Annotated in this window: 15 protein-coding genes; 14 read left to right on the top strand and 1 reads right to left on the bottom strand. The window is 41.6% G+C overall.

From position 1 onward, the window contains the following. The first annotated feature begins 105 nt into the window (after positions 1-105). From RBATCC27255_RS05940 to RBATCC27255_RS05895, 10 genes are all read left to right on the top strand, one after another. Complete coding sequence (locus tag RBATCC27255_RS05940; RefSeq protein WP_101029166.1) at positions 106-1413, top strand: DUF512 domain-containing protein; 1308 nt, start codon at positions 106-108, stop codon at positions 1411-1413. 4 nt (positions 1414-1417) lie between these two features. Continuing rightward, the gene (der, locus tag RBATCC27255_RS05935; RefSeq protein ID WP_101029165.1) at positions 1418-2740 is read left to right on the top strand and encodes a ribosome biogenesis GTPase Der; all 1323 of its coding nucleotides are present in this window, start codon (positions 1418-1420) and stop codon (positions 2738-2740) included. Then, positions 2740-3465 (top strand): glycerol-3-phosphate 1-O-acyltransferase PlsY, encoded by a 726-nt coding sequence (plsY, locus tag RBATCC27255_RS05930; protein WP_101029164.1) that lies wholly within the window; start codon positions 2740-2742, stop codon positions 3463-3465. The genes der and plsY overlap by 1 nt, the downstream gene beginning before the upstream one ends. A gap of 113 nt (positions 3466-3578) precedes the next feature. Beyond that, a complete protein-coding gene (locus tag RBATCC27255_RS05925) occupies positions 3579-3920 on the top strand; it encodes a histidine triad nucleotide-binding protein (protein ID WP_101029163.1) in 342 nt (113 codons plus the stop codon). A 15-nt stretch (positions 3921-3935) separates the two neighbouring features. Next, positions 3936-4472: a phosphoribosyltransferase family protein gene (locus tag RBATCC27255_RS05920; RefSeq protein ID WP_015524158.1), complete on the top strand. Its 537-nt coding sequence runs from the start codon at positions 3936-3938 to the stop codon at positions 4470-4472. 369 nt (positions 4473-4841) lie between these two features. Then, a complete protein-coding gene (locus tag RBATCC27255_RS05915) occupies positions 4842-5369 on the top strand; it encodes a hypothetical protein (protein ID WP_101029162.1) in 528 nt (175 codons plus the stop codon). Positions 5370-5381: 12 nt separating this feature from the next. Continuing rightward, positions 5382-7625, top strand: a complete 2244-nt coding sequence (locus RBATCC27255_RS05910) for a ComEC/Rec2 family competence protein (protein WP_101029161.1) — start codon at positions 5382-5384, stop codon at positions 7623-7625. A 1-nt stretch (position 7626) separates the two neighbouring features. Further along, on the top strand, positions 7627-8670 hold the full coding sequence (holA, locus tag RBATCC27255_RS05905; RefSeq protein ID WP_101029160.1) for a DNA polymerase III subunit delta: 1044 nt from the start codon (positions 7627-7629) through the stop codon (positions 8668-8670). Continuing rightward, on the top strand, positions 8670-9248 hold the full coding sequence (locus RBATCC27255_RS05900) for a ribonuclease M5 (protein ID WP_101029210.1): 579 nt from the start codon (positions 8670-8672) through the stop codon (positions 9246-9248). The genes holA and RBATCC27255_RS05900 overlap by 1 nt, the downstream gene beginning before the upstream one ends. 67 nt (positions 9249-9315) lie before the next feature. Then, positions 9316-9708, top strand: coding sequence for a putative ABC transporter permease (locus RBATCC27255_RS05895; protein ID WP_101029159.1), 393 nt, complete (start codon positions 9316-9318; stop codon positions 9706-9708). 46 nt (positions 9709-9754) lie between these two features. Here the strand turns inward: RBATCC27255_RS05895 and RBATCC27255_RS05890 are convergent, their stop codons facing one another. Further along, entirely contained in the window at positions 9755-11053 is a 1299-nt protein-coding gene (locus RBATCC27255_RS05890; RefSeq protein WP_147639973.1) for a hemolysin family protein, read from the bottom strand. A gap of 234 nt (positions 11054-11287) precedes the next feature. On the opposite strand from RBATCC27255_RS05890, the gene RBATCC27255_RS05885 reads away from it, so the two are divergent. From RBATCC27255_RS05885 to RBATCC27255_RS05870, 4 genes are all read left to right on the top strand, one after another. Beyond that, complete coding sequence (locus RBATCC27255_RS05885) at positions 11288-12094, top strand: ClpP family protease (protein ID WP_101029157.1); 807 nt, start codon at positions 11288-11290, stop codon at positions 12092-12094. A gap of 142 nt (positions 12095-12236) precedes the next feature. Further along, positions 12237-13196 (top strand): undecaprenyl-diphosphate phosphatase, encoded by a 960-nt coding sequence (locus RBATCC27255_RS05880; RefSeq protein WP_101029156.1) that lies wholly within the window; start codon positions 12237-12239, stop codon positions 13194-13196. Positions 13197-13217: 21 nt separating this feature from the next. Continuing rightward, positions 13218-15974 (top strand): DNA translocase FtsK, encoded by a 2757-nt coding sequence (locus tag RBATCC27255_RS05875; RefSeq protein ID WP_242958584.1) that lies wholly within the window; start codon positions 13218-13220, stop codon positions 15972-15974. A 29-nt stretch (positions 15975-16003) separates the two neighbouring features. Beyond that, positions 16004-17917: a YgiQ family radical SAM protein gene (locus RBATCC27255_RS05870; protein ID WP_101029155.1), complete on the top strand. Its 1914-nt coding sequence runs from the start codon at positions 16004-16006 to the stop codon at positions 17915-17917. The last annotated feature ends 38 nt before the right edge of the window (positions 17918-17955 follow it).

Here is a 17955-nt window from a genome sequence, read left to right as displayed (position 1 = left end):
TGCAAAATTTACGAATTATTCAAAACAATCTGCAAATCTGTTGATTAAAAACGCTGTTTTGTGTAAAATAAATGTGTGTATAAAAATCTTTTGCGAGGTGAAGGTGTGGCTGTTAAAATTTATGATGTCACAATCGGCAGTCATGCCGACAAAGCAGGAATAAAAAAGGGAGAAACCCTTCTTTCAATCAATTCAAACGAGATTGTCGATGTTCTCGATTACCGATTTTATCAGGTAAATCGCAAGCTTACTCTTGAGGTTGAGGATGAGGACAAAAATGTTCGTACCATAGAAATGACCAAGGGCGAATATGAGGAAATCGGTCTTGAGTTTGAAACCTATCTTATGGACAAACAGCATTCGTGCCGCAACAAGTGCATTTTCTGCTTTATTGACCAGCTTCCGAAGGGAATGCGTGAGTCGCTCTATTTCAAGGACGATGACAGCCGACTTTCGTTTTTGTTCGGCAACTATATCACGCTGACAAATATTACAGAGCACGAAATTGACCGAATTATAAAAATGCACATAAGCCCGATAAATGTGTCGGTTCACACAACAAACCCCGAGCTTCGTTGCAAGATGATGAATAACCGCTTTGCGGGCGATACGCTAAAATATCTCAAACGCTTTGCAGACGCAGGAATAACGCTTAACTGTCAAATTGTTTCCTGTCCGGGAATCAATGACGGTGACGAGCTTGTCAGAACATTGACCGATCTTGAAAACCTCGGTGTTAATATGACTGCGATTGTTCCTGTAGGACTTACACGCTACCGTGAAAACCTTTATCCGCTTGTTCCTTATAATAAGGAAACGGCAGGGCAGACAATTGATATAATTGAAAAAATGGGTGATGAGTGCGTCAAAAAGCACGGCAGACGAATTTTCTTTCCGGGTGATGAATTTTACCTCCTTGCCGAAAGAGAAATCCCGTCACCTGAATTTTATGAGGACTTTTCCGCTCTTGAGGACGGAATCGGTATGATTGCGTATCTGACCGATGATGTCGGCTGGAAGCTTGAAGAGCTTGATGCAGACGAAAGCCTTTGCCATAAGGTAACAATTGCCTGCGGCGAGGGTGTGTTTCCGTACATGAAGCGGATTATGTCGATGATTAACGAAAAATTCCCGAATATAACTATAAATACAAGGGCGATTAAGAACAACTTTTTCGGCGGCGGAGTAAATGTGTCGGGACTTGTCACGGGCGGTGATCTTATTGATCAGCTCCGTGACGATGACCTTGGTGACAGGCTTATTATCACGTCATCAATGCTCCGTTTTGAAAACGATTTGTTTCTTGATGATGTTTCAACAGATGATGTTGAACGGGAACTCGGTGTAACTCTTGTTCCCGTCAATAACAACGGAAACGACCTTGTAGAGGCTGTAATTGCAGGAAAGGACTGATAAGATGAACAAACCCGTAATTGCCGTTGTCGGCAGACCAAATGTGGGAAAGTCAACGCTTTTCAATAAACTCATCGGTCAGAGATTGTCAATTGTTGACGATACTCCCGGTGTTACCCGTGACAGAATATACGGTGAGGTGGAATGGTGCGGAAAAACTGCCTTTATTGTTGACACAGGCGGTATTGAACCGAAATCAGATGATATTATTCTTGTGCAGATGCGCCGTCAGGCTCAGCTTGCAATCGACACGGCTAATGTTATTATTCTTGTAACAGACTGCAAGTCGGGCATGGTGGCAACGGATATGGATGTTGCACAGATGCTCCAGAAGTCGGGCAAGCCTGTTGTGCTTTGTGTAAACAAGTGTGACACACTCGGCGAACCGTCACCTGAATTCTATGAGTTTTACAATCTCGGTTTAGGCGATCCTATCGAGGTTTCAGCCGTTCACGGTTACGGTACGGGCGACCTTTTAGACAAGGCTTTTTCAAGCTTTGATTATGATGAAAATGCGGAAGATGACGGCACAATTATCAATGTTGCGGTAATCGGCAAGCCGAACGCAGGCAAGTCATCTCTTGTAAACAAAATTACAAACGAGGAACGCTGTATTGTGTCTGATATAGCAGGCACAACCCGTGACACAATCGACACGCTTGTTGAAAACAAGTACGGAAAATTCAACTTTACCGATACCGCAGGACTCCGCCGTCAGAGCAAAATCTATGATAATATCGAAAAATACAGTATTATTCGTGCAAAAATGGCGATTGAACGCAGTGATGTGTGCGTTATTATGATCGATGCGACAGAGGGTGTTACAGAACAGGATACCAAGGTTGCAGGTCTTGCGCATGAGGCAGGCAGAGCGTGTGTAATTGCCGTAAACAAGTGGGACGCTGTCGAAAAGAACGATAAGACAATGCAGGAGTTCCGCAAAAAGCTTGACGCAGATTTTGCTTTTATGTCATATGCGCCAAAGGTATTTATTTCCGCAAAAACAGGTATGCGTATCGACAGGCTGTTTGAATATATCATAAGCTGTAATGACAGCGCAAACCGCAGAATCAGAACAGGTATGCTCAACGAACTTCTTGCACAGGCTACAACAAGAGTTCAGCCGCCGTCGGACAAGGGTAAGCGACTTAAAATTTTCTATATGACTCAGGCTTCCGTAAAACCGCCGACATTCGTTTTCTTCTGCAACAATGCACAGCTTTTCCACTTCTCATATCAGCGTTATCTTGAAAACAGAATCCGTGAGGCTTTTGCTCTTGAGGGTACGCCGATCAAAATTGTGGTAAGAGAGAGAGGAGAAAAGTAATGGAGCATATTTCGGCAATTTTAGCAAACTGTTGGTGGATGATTCTGCTTTCGGCATTGATTGCGTATCTTCTCGGCAGTATCAACACGGCTGTTCTTGTCACAGGCATTGTGACAAAGGGTAAAAAGGATATCCGTCAAATGGGCAGCGGCAATGCAGGCTTTACAAATGTACTGCGCAGTGTCGGTAAAGTTCCGGCAATTATCACCATTGTGTGTGACGCACTGAAGTGTATTATCGCCGTGCTTATCGGTGGTTTCATCTTTTCGTTTGCATCGGTTGCATTTCAGGGTGAAAGCCCTGTTTTTATAAACGAGCTTATCAACTGCGGAAAATATGTTGCAGGTATTTTCTGTATTCTCGGACATTCATACCCCGTGTATTTTCACTTTAAGGGCGGTAAGGGTGTTGTAACCGCCGCCGCTCTTATGCTGACAGAGGATTGGCGTGTATTTATCGCAATTATTGTAACTTTTCTAATTATCTTCCTCTGCTCAAAAATCATATCACTTGCAAGTGTTCTCTGTGCGATTCTCTATGCGCCTTACACCTTTGCAATGACATTTATCTTTGACTTCATAATTTACAAGGATTATTCTCTTACATATGTAATTTTCTCAACTGCGGCGGCTCTTTTAATCGGCGTTTTCGTTCTTGTAAAGCACAAAGAAAACATCAAAAGACTTCTTAAAGGTGAAGAAAAGAAAATTACAGCCAAAAAATGACGGCAGTATTGACCGAAAAGTGATTTGGTTGTACAATAACTTTGGTATGATATTTGTTGTATTTTAAATATTTCTGATACGGAAAATAAATTATATTGAGAGGTTGAATTAAAATGTCAGATTGTATTTTCTGCAAAATCGTTGACGGCTCAATTCCGTCAAAAAAAGTTTATGAAGACGAAAAAATTCTCGCTTTCTATGATCTTGAACCACAGGCTCCCGTTCATGTGCTTGTAATTCCAAAGGAACACATCTGCTGTGCAGACGCAGTTAATGAAGGAAATGTCGGCAATATTGCTCACATTTTCACTAAAATTCCCGAAATTACAAAATCACTCGGACTTACAAACGGATACCGTATTGTAAATAACTGCGGCGAGGACGGCTGTCAGAGCGTAAAGCATATGCATTTCCACATCCTCGGCGGCAAAAAGCTCAATGGCACAATGGCGTAAAAGGGGACTGCAATAATGGATACATATAAGATTAACATTGAAGGACTTGACAGAGAACTCAGAAAATTCCCTGTAAACGATAAGCTTGATATTGCCGCATTTATTATGTTTGGTGACATTGAGATGACAGAGGTTGCCGCAAGAGAACTCCTCAAGCGTGTTCCCGAACACGATGTTGTTGTGACTGCCGAAGCAAAGGGTATTCCGCTTTGCTATGAAATGGCTCGTCAGGGCTGCAGAAACTATGTTGTCGCAAGAAAAAGCGTTAAGGTTTATATGGGCAATCCTATCGGAGTGACCGTTAATTCAATCACAACAAAAAACGAACAGAAACTCTACCTCGGCGAAGATGATGTAAATCTTCTCAACGGCAAGAGAGTTCTTCTTGTTGATGATGTAATTTCAACAGGCGAAAGTCTTCACGCTCTTGAAACGCTCGTTGAAAAAACAGGCGCAAATATCGTTGGCAGGGCATCAGTCCTTGCCGAAGGTGACGCTAAGGACAGAGATGACATTATATTCCTCAGCGAACTTCCGCTTTTCTTTAAGTAATACTGAGTAATTATAAAATCAAATTTAAACAGCTGTTGAAGTGTGCAGATTATACCGTCCGCATATTTTGACGGCTGTTTTCCTTTTTTATACCATAGATATAAAGTGTAAAAATTAAAGTGTAGAAATTGTTCAACTTATAAATAATTGAATAGAAACAGTGGTGAATAGATAATTTAATGAGAAGAGATAGCAGCAAAATAAACAAAAATATAAATATTTTTAAAAAATAATATTTATATTGACAAATGAAATTCTATATGATATTATAAAAATACCAAAAAATGATATACTTGAAGTAATAAAAATGGACTAATTGTTTTTTTGTAGATAAAAATAACCAAATAAATAATAAAAGGAGATGCCATTATGAAAAAAGTATGTTTATGCCTTGCTTTTGTGTTGACAGCGGTATGTATTCTATGTTCCTGCTCTGATTTACCTGCACCAAGTACCTCTGAAACCGTGAATCCTTCCGTAGATGTTACTTTGAAAAAGTGGGAAGATTGCGGAGCGAGTATTGATAAAGCGGAAGAAATTTCCGGAATTAAGTTTGGCGAAAGTTTGAAAAATATTGTAAGTGTAAGAGCTATTCCATACACGGCGATCGAAGTGGTTTGTTCGTTAGATAAATCTGCCTCTGACAATACTGTGACCTTGCGCAAGGCTGTCAGCTATGCTGTAAAAAACAGTGAAAATCTCAGCGGAGTCAATACAAACGGACTTTCTCCCACAATGGCGACTTTTGAAATTAAGGGTGCGAATTTTGTAAATGAAAAAGGTAAAATTGTAGTAGGAGAATATAATGATAACAATTATAAATATTCTTTTTATTGCAAAAAAGGATTGAATGGTAACCGAGTGTATAATTATATTAAAAAAATGATTACTGAATAAGGATTGATTTTTATGAAACGGCTGTTTGGACTTATAGGATTTACTTTCCTGTTTGTCCTTTCAGCCGTTTTTTATTCCGATTTTAACGAAATTGTCTTTGCAATAATCGGCTCGTTAGGAGTGTTATCCGTTGCAGTAGGTATATTCTTAATTATTTCAAAGAAAAATAAATCATTCGGCAAGTCGCTGTGCGTATTTGCTTTTGCTGTAATATATTCTGCGGGCAATATAATCGGCTATTCCGAATATATTAACAACACGGTCATAAATAATTATTCTGATAAAGAAATTACAGCAAGCGGATATATCTGTGATGAAATCATTACCACCGATTCATCATGCAGCTTCGTAATCAAAACCGACAAAATCAACGGTCAGCCGTCAGATGCGAAAATTCAAATTATTTCATATACAAATGTTGATGCAGAGCCCTTTGAAAAGGTCAACTTCACGGCTCATACATACAAGAATAATGTAAACTCTCAAATCAGTCACGGAATTTTTCTGAAAGCATATTCCTATGACGGCTTCAAAATCGAATCGACAGGGGAGAAAACAACAACCTTCTATTCACTTGCGGTTTCAATAAGACGGGCAATGAAAAATTCCCTTGATATGCTGTTGCCGGAGGATTATTCAACGCTCTGCCGTGCCGTTCTTTTGGGCGAGAAAACAGCTCTTGATTCAAGCGTTAAAGATGATTTTTCATTGACAGGCACTTCGTTTTTAATAGTGGTTTCGGGAATGCATCTTGTTATAATCACTTCGTTTGTATTGTTCTTGGTAAGAAAATTAACAAAAAACAGATTTTTAATAACAGGTTTTACCACATTCACGGTTATTGCTTTTATGGCTGTAACGGGCTTTGCACATTCGGTTGTCCGTGCCGGAATTATGATGATAATTGTGTCGTTTGCATCGTCAAATCTCAGAATAGCCGACTCGCTGAATAACCTTGGTTTTGCCGCAATTGTCCTGACAGCTTTCAATCCATATGCGGTAGCAGATATCGGAATGCTGCTTTCATTTTCGGCAACGACGGGCATAATTCTGTGGTCAAGACCGATTGAACGCTCTGTGCTTAGATTTTTTCACTACAAAAACAAGCGTAAGGACGGTTTTGTCGGAACGATTGTCTATTATATCAAAAGGCTGTTTAAAATCTGCGTAAATATGCTGTCGGTTTCAGTATCTGCATTTCTGTGGATTTTGCCGATAACCGCTGTTGCATTCAACAGAATTTCCCCGACAGTCATACTTGTTTCTCTGTTATGTGAACCGTTTGTTTCGGCACTTCTTGTATGTTCTCTGCTGTCTTCGGTAATTTTTATCTGTCCGTTTATATCATTTTTTGCATACCCGTTTGCGCTCGTTTCGGGATTATGTTCAAAAGCAATTTTGTGGTTGGTGTCAACTTTTTCACAACTCCCGTTCAGCACAGTCAAAACCCATTCGCTCTATTGGTTTGTGTGGATAGGCGTCAGCATTTTTCTTGCAATCGGCGGATGGTTTACCATAAATAATCGAAAATTCTATGTTAAAATTTCCGTTTTGTTATCAGCTTCTGTCCTTATAATCGGTGCTTCACTCAATGTGCTTTTAACAGCCGATAACGGTGAAATGAAAATTTACAGTGTCGGCAACGGTGTTTTTGCAACCGTAAATTGTCCAGACAGCTGTTCCGTGATTTCATGCGGAGGCAACAGGGCAAGCGCAGATGATGTGACAGCCGATATCAGCGAAAGCTATTCCGATATTGAATATATGATAATTCCAAATCAGAATAATAAATACTCTTCTTTTGAACGCTTTGCAGTCACAAAATTTGACTTGAATAATATTTTGGTATATGATAGTGACATTGAAAAACAAAACCTTTTGAACGCTTTTGACGGCAACAGCCGACAGACTTTCGGCGGAAACCGGCGTTTTACGCTGAATCTTTCCGATACGGTGACGGATGAGGTAATCTGCGAAGATAACACAATGTTCCAGTATATAAAAGGGAAGAGTGCGACAGCTTTGTTTGTTCCGTCACACGGAGATGTTTCAAAGCTGCCTGAAAAATATCGCAATCCCGACTATTTGCTGATTGATTCCGTACCCGAAAATTCCGAATTGATATCATGCAAAGCCGTGATATTTTCGGGAACTGAAAAGCAGCTTCAAAAGCGTTATGATTCTATAAAAGAAATCAGCCCGACAGTTATTTCAACCGCTGACGGCAGTATAACGGTAAATTTGAACGGAGGATAAAATGCCACGCATTACAGAAGCAGACCTGAAAAAACAAATCAAGAACAAAAGTTTTTCGCCTGTTTATCTTATTTACGGCACTGAGCAGATGTTTGTAAAAAGCTATACCCAAATGCTTAGGGAAGCTGTTGCAGGCAAAAATCCCAATAATTTTAACTGTCAAACCTTCAGTGGTGACATTAACCTTTCGGAGTTGGCAACAGCACTTCAAAAAACACCGTTTATGGCAGAGAGAAACTGCGTTGTTGCAAGTGACATATACTTTGATAATATGTTAAAGGATGACCTTGACACATTTAGGGAGCTGGCAGGCAGGGCTTGGGACGGTACTGTTTTCATTGTTTCAATGCCGACTTATATTCCTTCAAAGAATAAAAACTCGTTTAATGCACTTGTAAAGCGTATTGAAAAAATCGGAAGCGTATGCTGCTTTGAAAAAATCAATTCGCAGATTGTTGAGAAATATGTTGCAAAATGGGCAAATGAAAACGGCAAGCTGATTTCACACCTGAATGCCACAAGGATAATTTCCAATGTAGGCGAGGATTTAAATCTTCTGAAAAACGAGGTCAACAAAATTGCCGCATATGCAAAGGGTGAGGAAATTACCGACCGTGACATCGACCTTTTGTCAACCGTAAACCTTGAAACGAGAACCTATGATATGGCTGACGATGTTATCAACGGCAGAGGTGACAGAGCTTTTAAAAAGCTCGATATACTTTTCTGTCAGCGTGAAGAGCCGATTAACATTCTATATGCGCTTTCGTCCGCCTATGTTGACGCGTATCGTATGCGTGTTGCTGATGAGTGCGGAATAAGAAAAGAAACCGTGGCAAAGGATTTTGCCTACAAAAACCGTGCGTTTGTGTTAAACAGGGCGAGAACCTCCGTTTCAAGGACTTCAACCGAGGCACTTCGGAAAAGCCTTGATGTGCTTGTTGAAACCGATGAAAAGCTGAAATCCGTTTCTGTCAACCAAAGGTTTTTGATTGAACAGCTTATTTCCCGTTTGCTTCTGATTGCAAAGGAGGGCAGAGTTTGATGCTCAAAATCCGCGAGGCAGTCATAGTTGAGGGCAGATATGACAAAATAAAGCTTTCATCAATTGTTGACGCTCCCATAATTGAAACCAACGGCTTCCGTGTTTTTTCCGACAAAGAAAAACAGTCGCTTATCCGCAAAATTGCCGAAACAAGGGGAATACTCATAATGACAGACAGCGACGGTGCAGGCTTTGTAATAAGGAATTTTCTCAAAGGCTCGGTCGATAATTCAAAAATTAAAAATTGCTATATTCCGCAAATCAAGGGCAAGGAAAAACGCAAAATAAAAGGCGGTAAAGAGGGGCTTTTAGGCGTTGAGGGCGTCAGCGATGAGGTTATAATAAACGCAATCCGTAAAAGCGGTGCCGAGATAATCGGCGAAGAAAATAATATTCCCGAAAGGAAAATTACTAAAGCCGACCTCTTTGTCCTCGGACTTACGGGAACTGAAAATTCAGAAATCAACCGCAAAAAAATTCTTAAAAAACTCGGTCTGCCGTCATATCTTTCAACAAACGCATTTTTGACCGCAATCAACTGTCTTTATTCTCTTGAAGAACTAAAAAGTATGCTGTGATAAAATAAAAATTACATAAGCTAAATAAATCACCTGTTTCCGTGAAAACTAAAACAGGTGATTTTTTATGAAAAAAAGTTTAAGACTGCGTAACGATTGCATTCTTTTTTCAATAGGCGGGGCAGGCTACGCTCTGCTTGAAATTTTGTGGCGGAGAAAAACTCACTGGTCAATGGCGGTCACGGGCGGAACTGCGTTTGTGTCGCTTTTCAGATTTTACAAGCATTTTTCAAAAATGAATATGCTGCAAAAATGCATATTGGGCAGTGCGATAATTACCGCACTTGAATACTGCTGCGGCTGTGTTGTCAATCTGAAATTCAAGCTTAATGTGTGGGATTATTCCAATTGCCGACTTAATTTTAAAGGGCAGATTTGTCCGTTTTACAGCACCTTGTGGGCTTTTCTTTGTATTCCTGTCAGCGCATTATGCACTTCTCTCTGCAAAAAAATACAGTAAAAAAACAGGAGCGGTAAGTAAAAATACTGCTCCTGTTATGTTTTGCTTATTCGGACTTTTTGTCCTCTTTTTTTTCATCGGATTTGTTTTCTTCGGCGGTATCGTTTTTCTTGACAACAACCCGTAAAATACGCTGATCCTTAACCTCCATAACGGTAAACTTAAAGCCGTCGGCCTTAATGTTGTCACGCTTGTGGGGGATTGTTCCTGCGTGTTCAAGAATATATCCTCCGACCGTTACGCTGTCACATTCAAGACTGTCCTCGTCCATATCAAACAGACCGAGCATATCTTCAAGCTCCATATCACCGTTTACAAGGAACTCGCCCTTGCCGATTTTGTAGTAGTTATGCTCAATTTCCTCGTCCTCGTCCCATATTTCACCGACAATTTCCTCGAGCAAATCTTCCATTGTAACAATTCCGAGTGTGCCGCCGTATTCATCCGTAACAACCGCAAGATGAATTTTTGTGCGTTTGAATGCACTCAGAATTTTTGAAAGCTGTTGTGTTTTGAACACAAAGTAAGGCGGCTGCATAAGCTCCTTAACATCGGGAGCTTTGCCGTCTGCAAGTCGTTCAAGATAATCTCTTGTGTGAAGAATACCGACAACATGGTCAACCGTGCCTTCATACACGGGGATTCTCGAATAGCGGTTTTCAATGATGATATCCTTGATTTTTTCAGGTGAATCATCAATGCTTATGAATGTAATATCAACTCTCGGTGTGAGAATTTCCTCAGCAGTAGTTTCGTCAAAGTCAAGTGCGGAGCGAACCATTTCGCTTTCGCTCTCTTCAAGAACGCCTTCTTCCTCGATGCTCTCAACAATGTATTTAAGCTCGTTTTCGGTAACTGACGGAGCGTCGCCGCTGCTGCCTGCAATCTTTAAGGCAATCATTTTGAACCGTGTGAAAATCCACACCAGCGGTGTAAGGATTGCCATAAGTCCTCTGAGCAATCCGGCTGTTTTGAGCGAAAAGGCGTCGCAATGCTCCTTTGCAAGGCATTTCGGTACAATCTCACCGAAGGTCAGCACAAGAAAGGTTGTTGCACCGGTTGCAATTGCCGAGCCTGCGTCACCGAAAAGATTCATACATAGTACAGTCGCAATTGAAGAACAACTCAGGTTTACAACATTGTTGCAGATGAGAATTGTTGTAAGGGCATTGTCGAAATGTTCGATTATGTAGAGCGCTGCTGCCGCTTTTTTATTGCCGTCATCCTTGTAACGCTGAACACGCACCTTGTTTACAAAGGAAAATGCCGTTTCAATCGCAGAAAAAAATGCAGAAAACGCAATAAGAACTAAAATGACAACACCCATAATTATGTCAGATGTCAACTGAATATCACTCCATAACAACTTCCGACAGGTTCTGTCGGGATAATATTTCTTTTATACTACTATAATTCTTTAAAATAATTATTGCTTATTAGAAATAAAGAAATAAAATTATTGAAATAACTTTGCTAAAATGATATAATGAAACGGTAATGTGCCGTGAATGTCCTAATTTGATGTGCGGTATACATTTTATGCGCAATTTCGGAGAAACTATTCTCGGAGGTGCATACAATGCCACAAAAATCAAAATCTTCTAAAACCTCTTTAAAAAAAGGAAACTTTGTTAAAAATCCCGCTTTGGAAGATGAACCGCAAAGGCTTGCAAACGACAGCCCAATAAGTGAAGAACACACTGACCAAATTGACGAAACAGGTTCTGTTCTGACAACTCACAAGGACTGCGTTTTTCATTGTCTGACAATTATAGGGCAAATTGAAGGTCATTACATTCTTTCACAGCAGAACAAAACAACGAAATATGAGCATGTTATCCCCCTGCTCGTTTCGGTTGAGGAGGACGAAAGAATTGACGGCCTTCTTGTGCTGATTAACACGGTCGGGGGAGATGTTGAGGCAGGACTTGCAATTGCCGAGGTGATTTCGGGAATGAAAAAGCCGACTGTTTCAATTGTTCTCGGCGGAGGTCATTCAATAGGTATTCCGCTTGCTGTAGCGGCAAAGAAAAGCTTTATCGCAAAGAGTGCGTCAATGACGGTTCATCCGGTCAGGTCAACAGGGCTTACACTCGGAGTTCCGCAGACCTTTGAATATTTTCAGCGTATGCAGGACAGAATCACAACATTTGTTGCCGAAAATTCCAATATTACAAAGGACCGTTACAACCGGCTTGTACTCAACACAGGCGAGCTTGTAATGGATATCGGGACTATTCTTGAGGGAGAAGAGGCTGTTGAAGAAGGCTTGATTGACGAGGTCGGAACAGTTTCCGACGCCATCGACGCTCTCTACGGTTTGATAAAAGAAAACAAGAGCAGGTCAAAGCCTAAAAAATCCCGCTCAAAAAAGCAGGAAAAATAATTTCGGGCATTTTGCCCGAATACATATATACCGTGACGCTTATGATTTTTATGAAATCCGAAATGCCAACCCACACGGCATTTCAGCGTACAAATAATAAAGAAGATTTTTAAAACTTATTTTTTGGAGGGAATACATAACCATGTCAATTTTAGATGCTATTATTCAGGGTATTGTTCAGGGACTTACCGAATTTTTGCCCGTATCAAGCAGCGGACACCTCGCAATCACACAGCACATTCTCGGTGCAGGCACAGGCGAAAGCAATCTTTTCTTTAATGTAATGCTCCATGTCGGCACACTTGTTGCCGTTGTTGCATTCTACCACAAACTTGTGTGGGATCTCATCAAGGAATTTATACTTATGATTAAGGATATATTCACAGGCAAGTTTAAATGGAGCAAAATGAATTACAACCGTAATCTCGTTGTAATGCTCATCATCGGTCTTATACCGCTGTTCTTGCTTTTTCTGCCAATCCCCGGAACAGATATGAAGCTTAAAGACCTTGCAGACCGGCTTTCCGCAAGTCCTGTTCTTATAGTAACTGCCTGTTCGCTCATTCTCACAAGCGTACTTTTAACAATCGGTATTATCCGTAACCGCAAGAGTGTTGCCTCAACTCACAAACATCTTGCAACAAAGAGCAATGCAAAGGCAACAAGAGATAATTTTAATGTTGTTGACGCAATTCTTGTCGGTGTAACACAGGTTTGTGCCGCACTCCTTCCGGGACTTTCCCGTTCAGGCTCAACACTTTCGGTCGGTGAGATGAGAGGAATCTCAAAGCAGAAGGCACTTGACTACACATTTGTACTCGGTATCCCGTCAATCCTTGCGGCGGCACTTCTTGAGGGTGTGGATGCAATCAAGTCACCCGAAGGTTTAAGCAATATTGAGTTTCTTCCGCTGATTATCGGAATGGCAGTTTCCGCAGTTGTAGGCTATCTTGCAATCGTAATTTTTAAGTGGTTCCTGAAATCTGACAAAATGGAAATTTTCGTAATCTACACAGCGATTGTCGGTGTTGCATTTATTGTAATTTCAATCATCGAAATGAATACGGGCGTAAACCTTTTCACAGGTGCGCCAATTGCATAAATTTTAAATGGAGTGATTTTATTGGCAGCTAACAAAAAAACAGCTGACAAAACTAAAAATACTGCGGCAGGCAGAAAGAAGACCTCTTCAAAAAAACAGTCAAAAGGCACAAAAAATGCAAGCCGAACCAAAGCATCCGCTGTTCCGAAAAGGAGCAGCGGACTTTCGCCGCGTGTAAGGGCAATTCTCTATGCCGCCGTTGCGGCTGTTTTTGTCTGTATAATTTTCATTAAAGGCTCAAATGTCTGGACAATGATACGCAGTTTCTTTTTCGGAGTCCTCGGCTTCGGAATTTTTCTTGTTCCCGTAACGCTTTTCTATTTATGTGTTATGACCGAAAAGGAAAAGCAGGTTGCACACTATAAGCTGAAGCTTTTTCTTTGTGTCGTCATAATTCTGTTTATCGGGGCGTTGATTTATGCAGGCAGCGGCGCAAAATATTCGGATATGAACTTTTTTGCTTGTCTTGGCAATCTGTTCAAGGACGCCTCCGACACCTCAAGGTATATGACTTTCGATTGCGGAATAATCGGCGGATTGCTCGGATATCCGCTCGTTGTCCTGTTCGGCAGTACAGCCGCACTTTTTACAAGCTTTGTTGTAACAGCCGCACTTGTTCTTATTGTTGCGAACATTTCAATTAAGGATATGACAGCGGCGGCGTCAAGAACAGCCGTACATATCCGTGAAGCGAGTGAAGAGATGGCAAGAGCACGCAGAGAGCGCAGAGAAGAAAACCGTGAGAGAAAGCTTGCCGAAAGAGGCAATATCGACATTGCGCTTGAAGGCGAAAACAGAAAGTCCTCGGGAAGTTTTATTGACATTCCGCTTGATGACAAAAAGACAAAGGTCAAGAAAGCAAAGTCGGCAGTAAACGGAATTGACACGGATATTGCCGATTCAAAGGAAGAAAATGCCGCAGACAAGGATCTGTCACAGGATCTCATCAACATAATCAATCGTGCAAGCAAGCCTATGGGCAAAAGTGCCGATAACACCGTTTCGGCACTTGCAGAGGATATTTCAAATGAAAAGTCAGCTTCCGATGCCGAATATCTACAGAATGAGTCTGATTCCAAAACTGAAAGCATCGCTAAAAAAGCACTTCTCAAAAGCAAAAAAGACAACAGCGAGGAGGCCGGCGATGAAATTGCGGAACAGCTTGACAGAGCTGTTCGTTCCGATAATTCTCAAAAAGAAGAAAAGAAGTATCAGTTCCCACCGATTCAGCTGCTCAAGCCGAAGCTAAATTCCGATGACGGCGACGCAATGGAAGAAATGCAGAATAATGCCAAAAAACTTATTGATACCCTCACAAGCTTCGGTGTAAAGGCAAGCATTGTAAATATCTGCCGAGGTCCGTCGGTAACACGCTATGAGTTACAGCCTGCCCCCGGTGTTAAAATCAGCAAAATTACAAATCTTTCCGATGATATCGCACTCAACCTTGCCGCAAACGGCGTTCGTATTGAAGCGCCTATCCCGGGCAAAGCCGCAGTCGGAATCGAAGTTCCGAACAAGGTTGTAAGTATGGTAACAATGCGTGAACTGATTGATTCGGACAAGTTCAAAAACAGCAAGAGCAAACTCACAACCGTTCTCGGCAAAGATATTTCGGGTGAAATCGTAGTTACCGACCTTGCCAAAATGCCGCACTTGCTCATTGCAGGTACTACGGGTTCAGGTAAATCCGTATGTGTAAACTCAATTCTTATGAGTATTCTCTACAAGGCAACTCCGGATGAAGTAAAGCTTTTGCTTATTGACCCGAAAATGGTTGAATTTTCAAAATACAAGGGTATTCCGCATTTGCTCATTCCCGTAGTATCCGACGCAAAAAAGGCGGCTGGTGCGCTTGCGTGGGCGGTAAACGAAATGCTCCAGAGATATAAAATTTTCTCCGAATACGATTGTAAGGATATTGATTCATATAATTCTCTTATCGAAAAAAATATGAATTATATGGAGAAAAATCCACCTGTTGTTAATGAAGAGGGAGAAGAGGTTCAGCCTGTTCTTGAAGTAAACGGACTTCCCGTTGCCAAAGAAAAAATGAGCCGTGTTGTAATTGCAATTGACGAGCTTGCCGATTTGATGATGGCGGCTCCGAGCGAGGTTGAGGACTCAATCTGCCGACTTGCTCAGATGGCTCGTGCCGCAGGTATGCACCTTATCCTTGCAACCCAAAGACCTACCGTTAATGTAATCACAGGTCTTATCAAGGCGAATGTACCGAGCCGTATTTCACTCAAGGTAAGTTCAAACACAGACTCCCGTACAATTCTTGATACAGGCGGCGGTGAAAAGCTTATCGGCCGAGGCGATATGCTGTTTTTGCCTGTAGGCGCTCCAAAGCCTATTCGTGTTCAGGGCTGCTACGCTTCCGATGAAGAAATCGAGGGCGTAACTCACTACATAAAGAAAGCATATTCGGCTCAGTATAATTCTGAAATCGAAGAAAAAATCAAGAGAATTGCCGCAGAAGAAATTGCTCAGGGCAAAAAATCGGGTGACTCCGATTCAGCATCTGACGAAGGTCTTGATGTTGACAGCAAAATGGAAGAGGCAATCAAGTGCGTAATTGAAGCAGGACAGGCATCAACCTCACTCTTGCAGAGAAGACTCAAGGTCGGCTACGCAAGAGCAGGCAGAATGATTGACGATATGGAACAAATGGGAGTTGTAGGCCCTCATCAGGGTTCAAAACCGAGAGATGTTCTTATGACCTACAACGAATGGCTCGAACGCAGAAATGCACTTGAAAACAGAGCCGATTGATAAACATTGAAAACAAAAGGGGGTTTAATATGGCTTTTTTACCGATGAACGCAAAAGAAATGCGTGATCGAGGTTGGAACGAAGTCGATTTTGTATATGTTTGCGGTGACAGCTATGTTGACCATCCGTCATTTGGTGCGGCAATAATCACGAGAGTTCTTGAGGATTGCGGTTACAAAACAGCATTCCTTGCACAGCCTAATTGGAAAAACGATGATGATTTTACACAGTTCGGAAAACCAAGGCTCGGTTTTATGGTGTCGGCAGGCAACATTGACAGTATGGTTGCCCACTACACGGTTGCAAAGCGTAAAAGACATGATGATGCCTATACGGCAGGCGGTAAAAACGGCAGGCGTCCCGACAGAGCCGTCACCGTTTACTGCAACATAATCAGAAAGCTATATCCCGATTCTCCCATTATAATCGGAGGTCTTGAGGCATCACTCAGAAGATTTGCTCATTATGATTATTGGAAAAACGAGGTAATGCCCTCAATTATTTTCGACAGCAAGGCAGATTTGCTTGTGTACGGAATGGGCGAGCTGCAGACAATTGAAATTGCAAAAAGACTTTCCGAGGGCTATCCTGTTGAATCGCTTTACGACATCAGAGGTGTTTGCTATAAAATTCGTACAGACGATTATGTGCCAAAGTCGGTTGTCGAACTTCCAAGCTACGAGCGTGTAAAAGAGGACAAGCGTGACTATGCAATTGCATCACGCAGGGAGCTTGAGGAGGCTGATGCAGTAAGGGGCAAAACCCTCATTCAAAGGCACGGAAAGTATATTCTTGTGCAGAATCCTCCGATGCAGCCGCTTGACACAAAACAGCTTGATTATGTCTATTCTCTGCCGTATGAGCGTTGGTATCCAAAGTGCTATGAAAGTCTCGGCGGCGTACCCGGTATCAACGAAGTACTGTTTTCAATCACACACAACCGTGGCTGTTTCGGTGCTTGTAATTTCTGCTCACTTGCTTTTCATCAGGGCAGAGCGGTAACCGTCAGAAGTGAAAAGAGTATTATTGAGGAGGCTGAAAGTTTTCTTGATAATCCACGATTCAAGGGTTACATAAGCGATGTCGGAGGACCTACCGCAAACTTCAGACTTCCGTCATGCGAAAAGCAGAAAAAGCTCGGACTTTGTAAAAACAGAAGATGTCTTGCACCGACACCCTGTCCGAATATGCAGGTGTCACACACGGAATATCTTGATATTTTGCGAAAACTGAGAAATCTCAAGGGAATTAAAAAGGTGTTTATCCGCAGCGGAATCCGTTTTGATTATCTTATTGAAGATGAAAATGACGAATTTTTCCGTGAACTTGTAAAGTACCACATCAGCGGTCAGCTGAGAGTTGCCCCTGAGCATTGTTCGGCGGCGGTTCTTGACAAAATGGGCAAGCCGCATATTGAAAGCTACAAGCGTTTTTGTAAGATGTTCTACGATTTTACGGGCAAGGAAAATAAAGACCAGTATGTCGTACCGTATCTGATGAGCTCACACCCCGGTTCAACACTTTCGGATGCCGTAGAACTTGCACTTTTCTGCAAGCGTGAAAACATTCACCCAAAACAGGTTCAGGACTTCTATCCGACTCCGGGTACAATTTCAACGAGTATGTTCTATACGGAACTTGATCCGTACACTCTCAAAGAGGTTTATGTTCCGAAGTCTGAAAATGAAAAGGCAATGCAAAGGGCGTTGCTGCAGTATTTCATTCCCGAAAACAAACCGCTTGTAATCAAAGCACTCATCAAAGCCGGCAGACGGGATTTAATCGGTAACGATAAAAAATGTCTTGTAACTCCGATGGCGGGACAAACACAGGGCGGTTATTCAAAACAGAACAACAACCGCAATTTGCAGAATCAGAAGGGAAGAGGCAAAAACGGCAAAGATAAGTTCGCAAAGTACAGACGAAAAAACAAAAAGAAATAAAATCTTTTTCATACTGAAAATATCGGTATGCGTACTTT

This window comes from Ruminococcus bromii, assembly GCF_002834225.1.
Classification (GTDB): domain Bacteria; phylum Bacillota; class Clostridia; order Oscillospirales; family Acutalibacteraceae; genus Ruminococcoides; species Ruminococcoides bromii.
The sequence above is the reverse complement of the archived record's forward strand: the minus strand, read 5'-3'. Positions and strand labels throughout refer to the sequence as shown.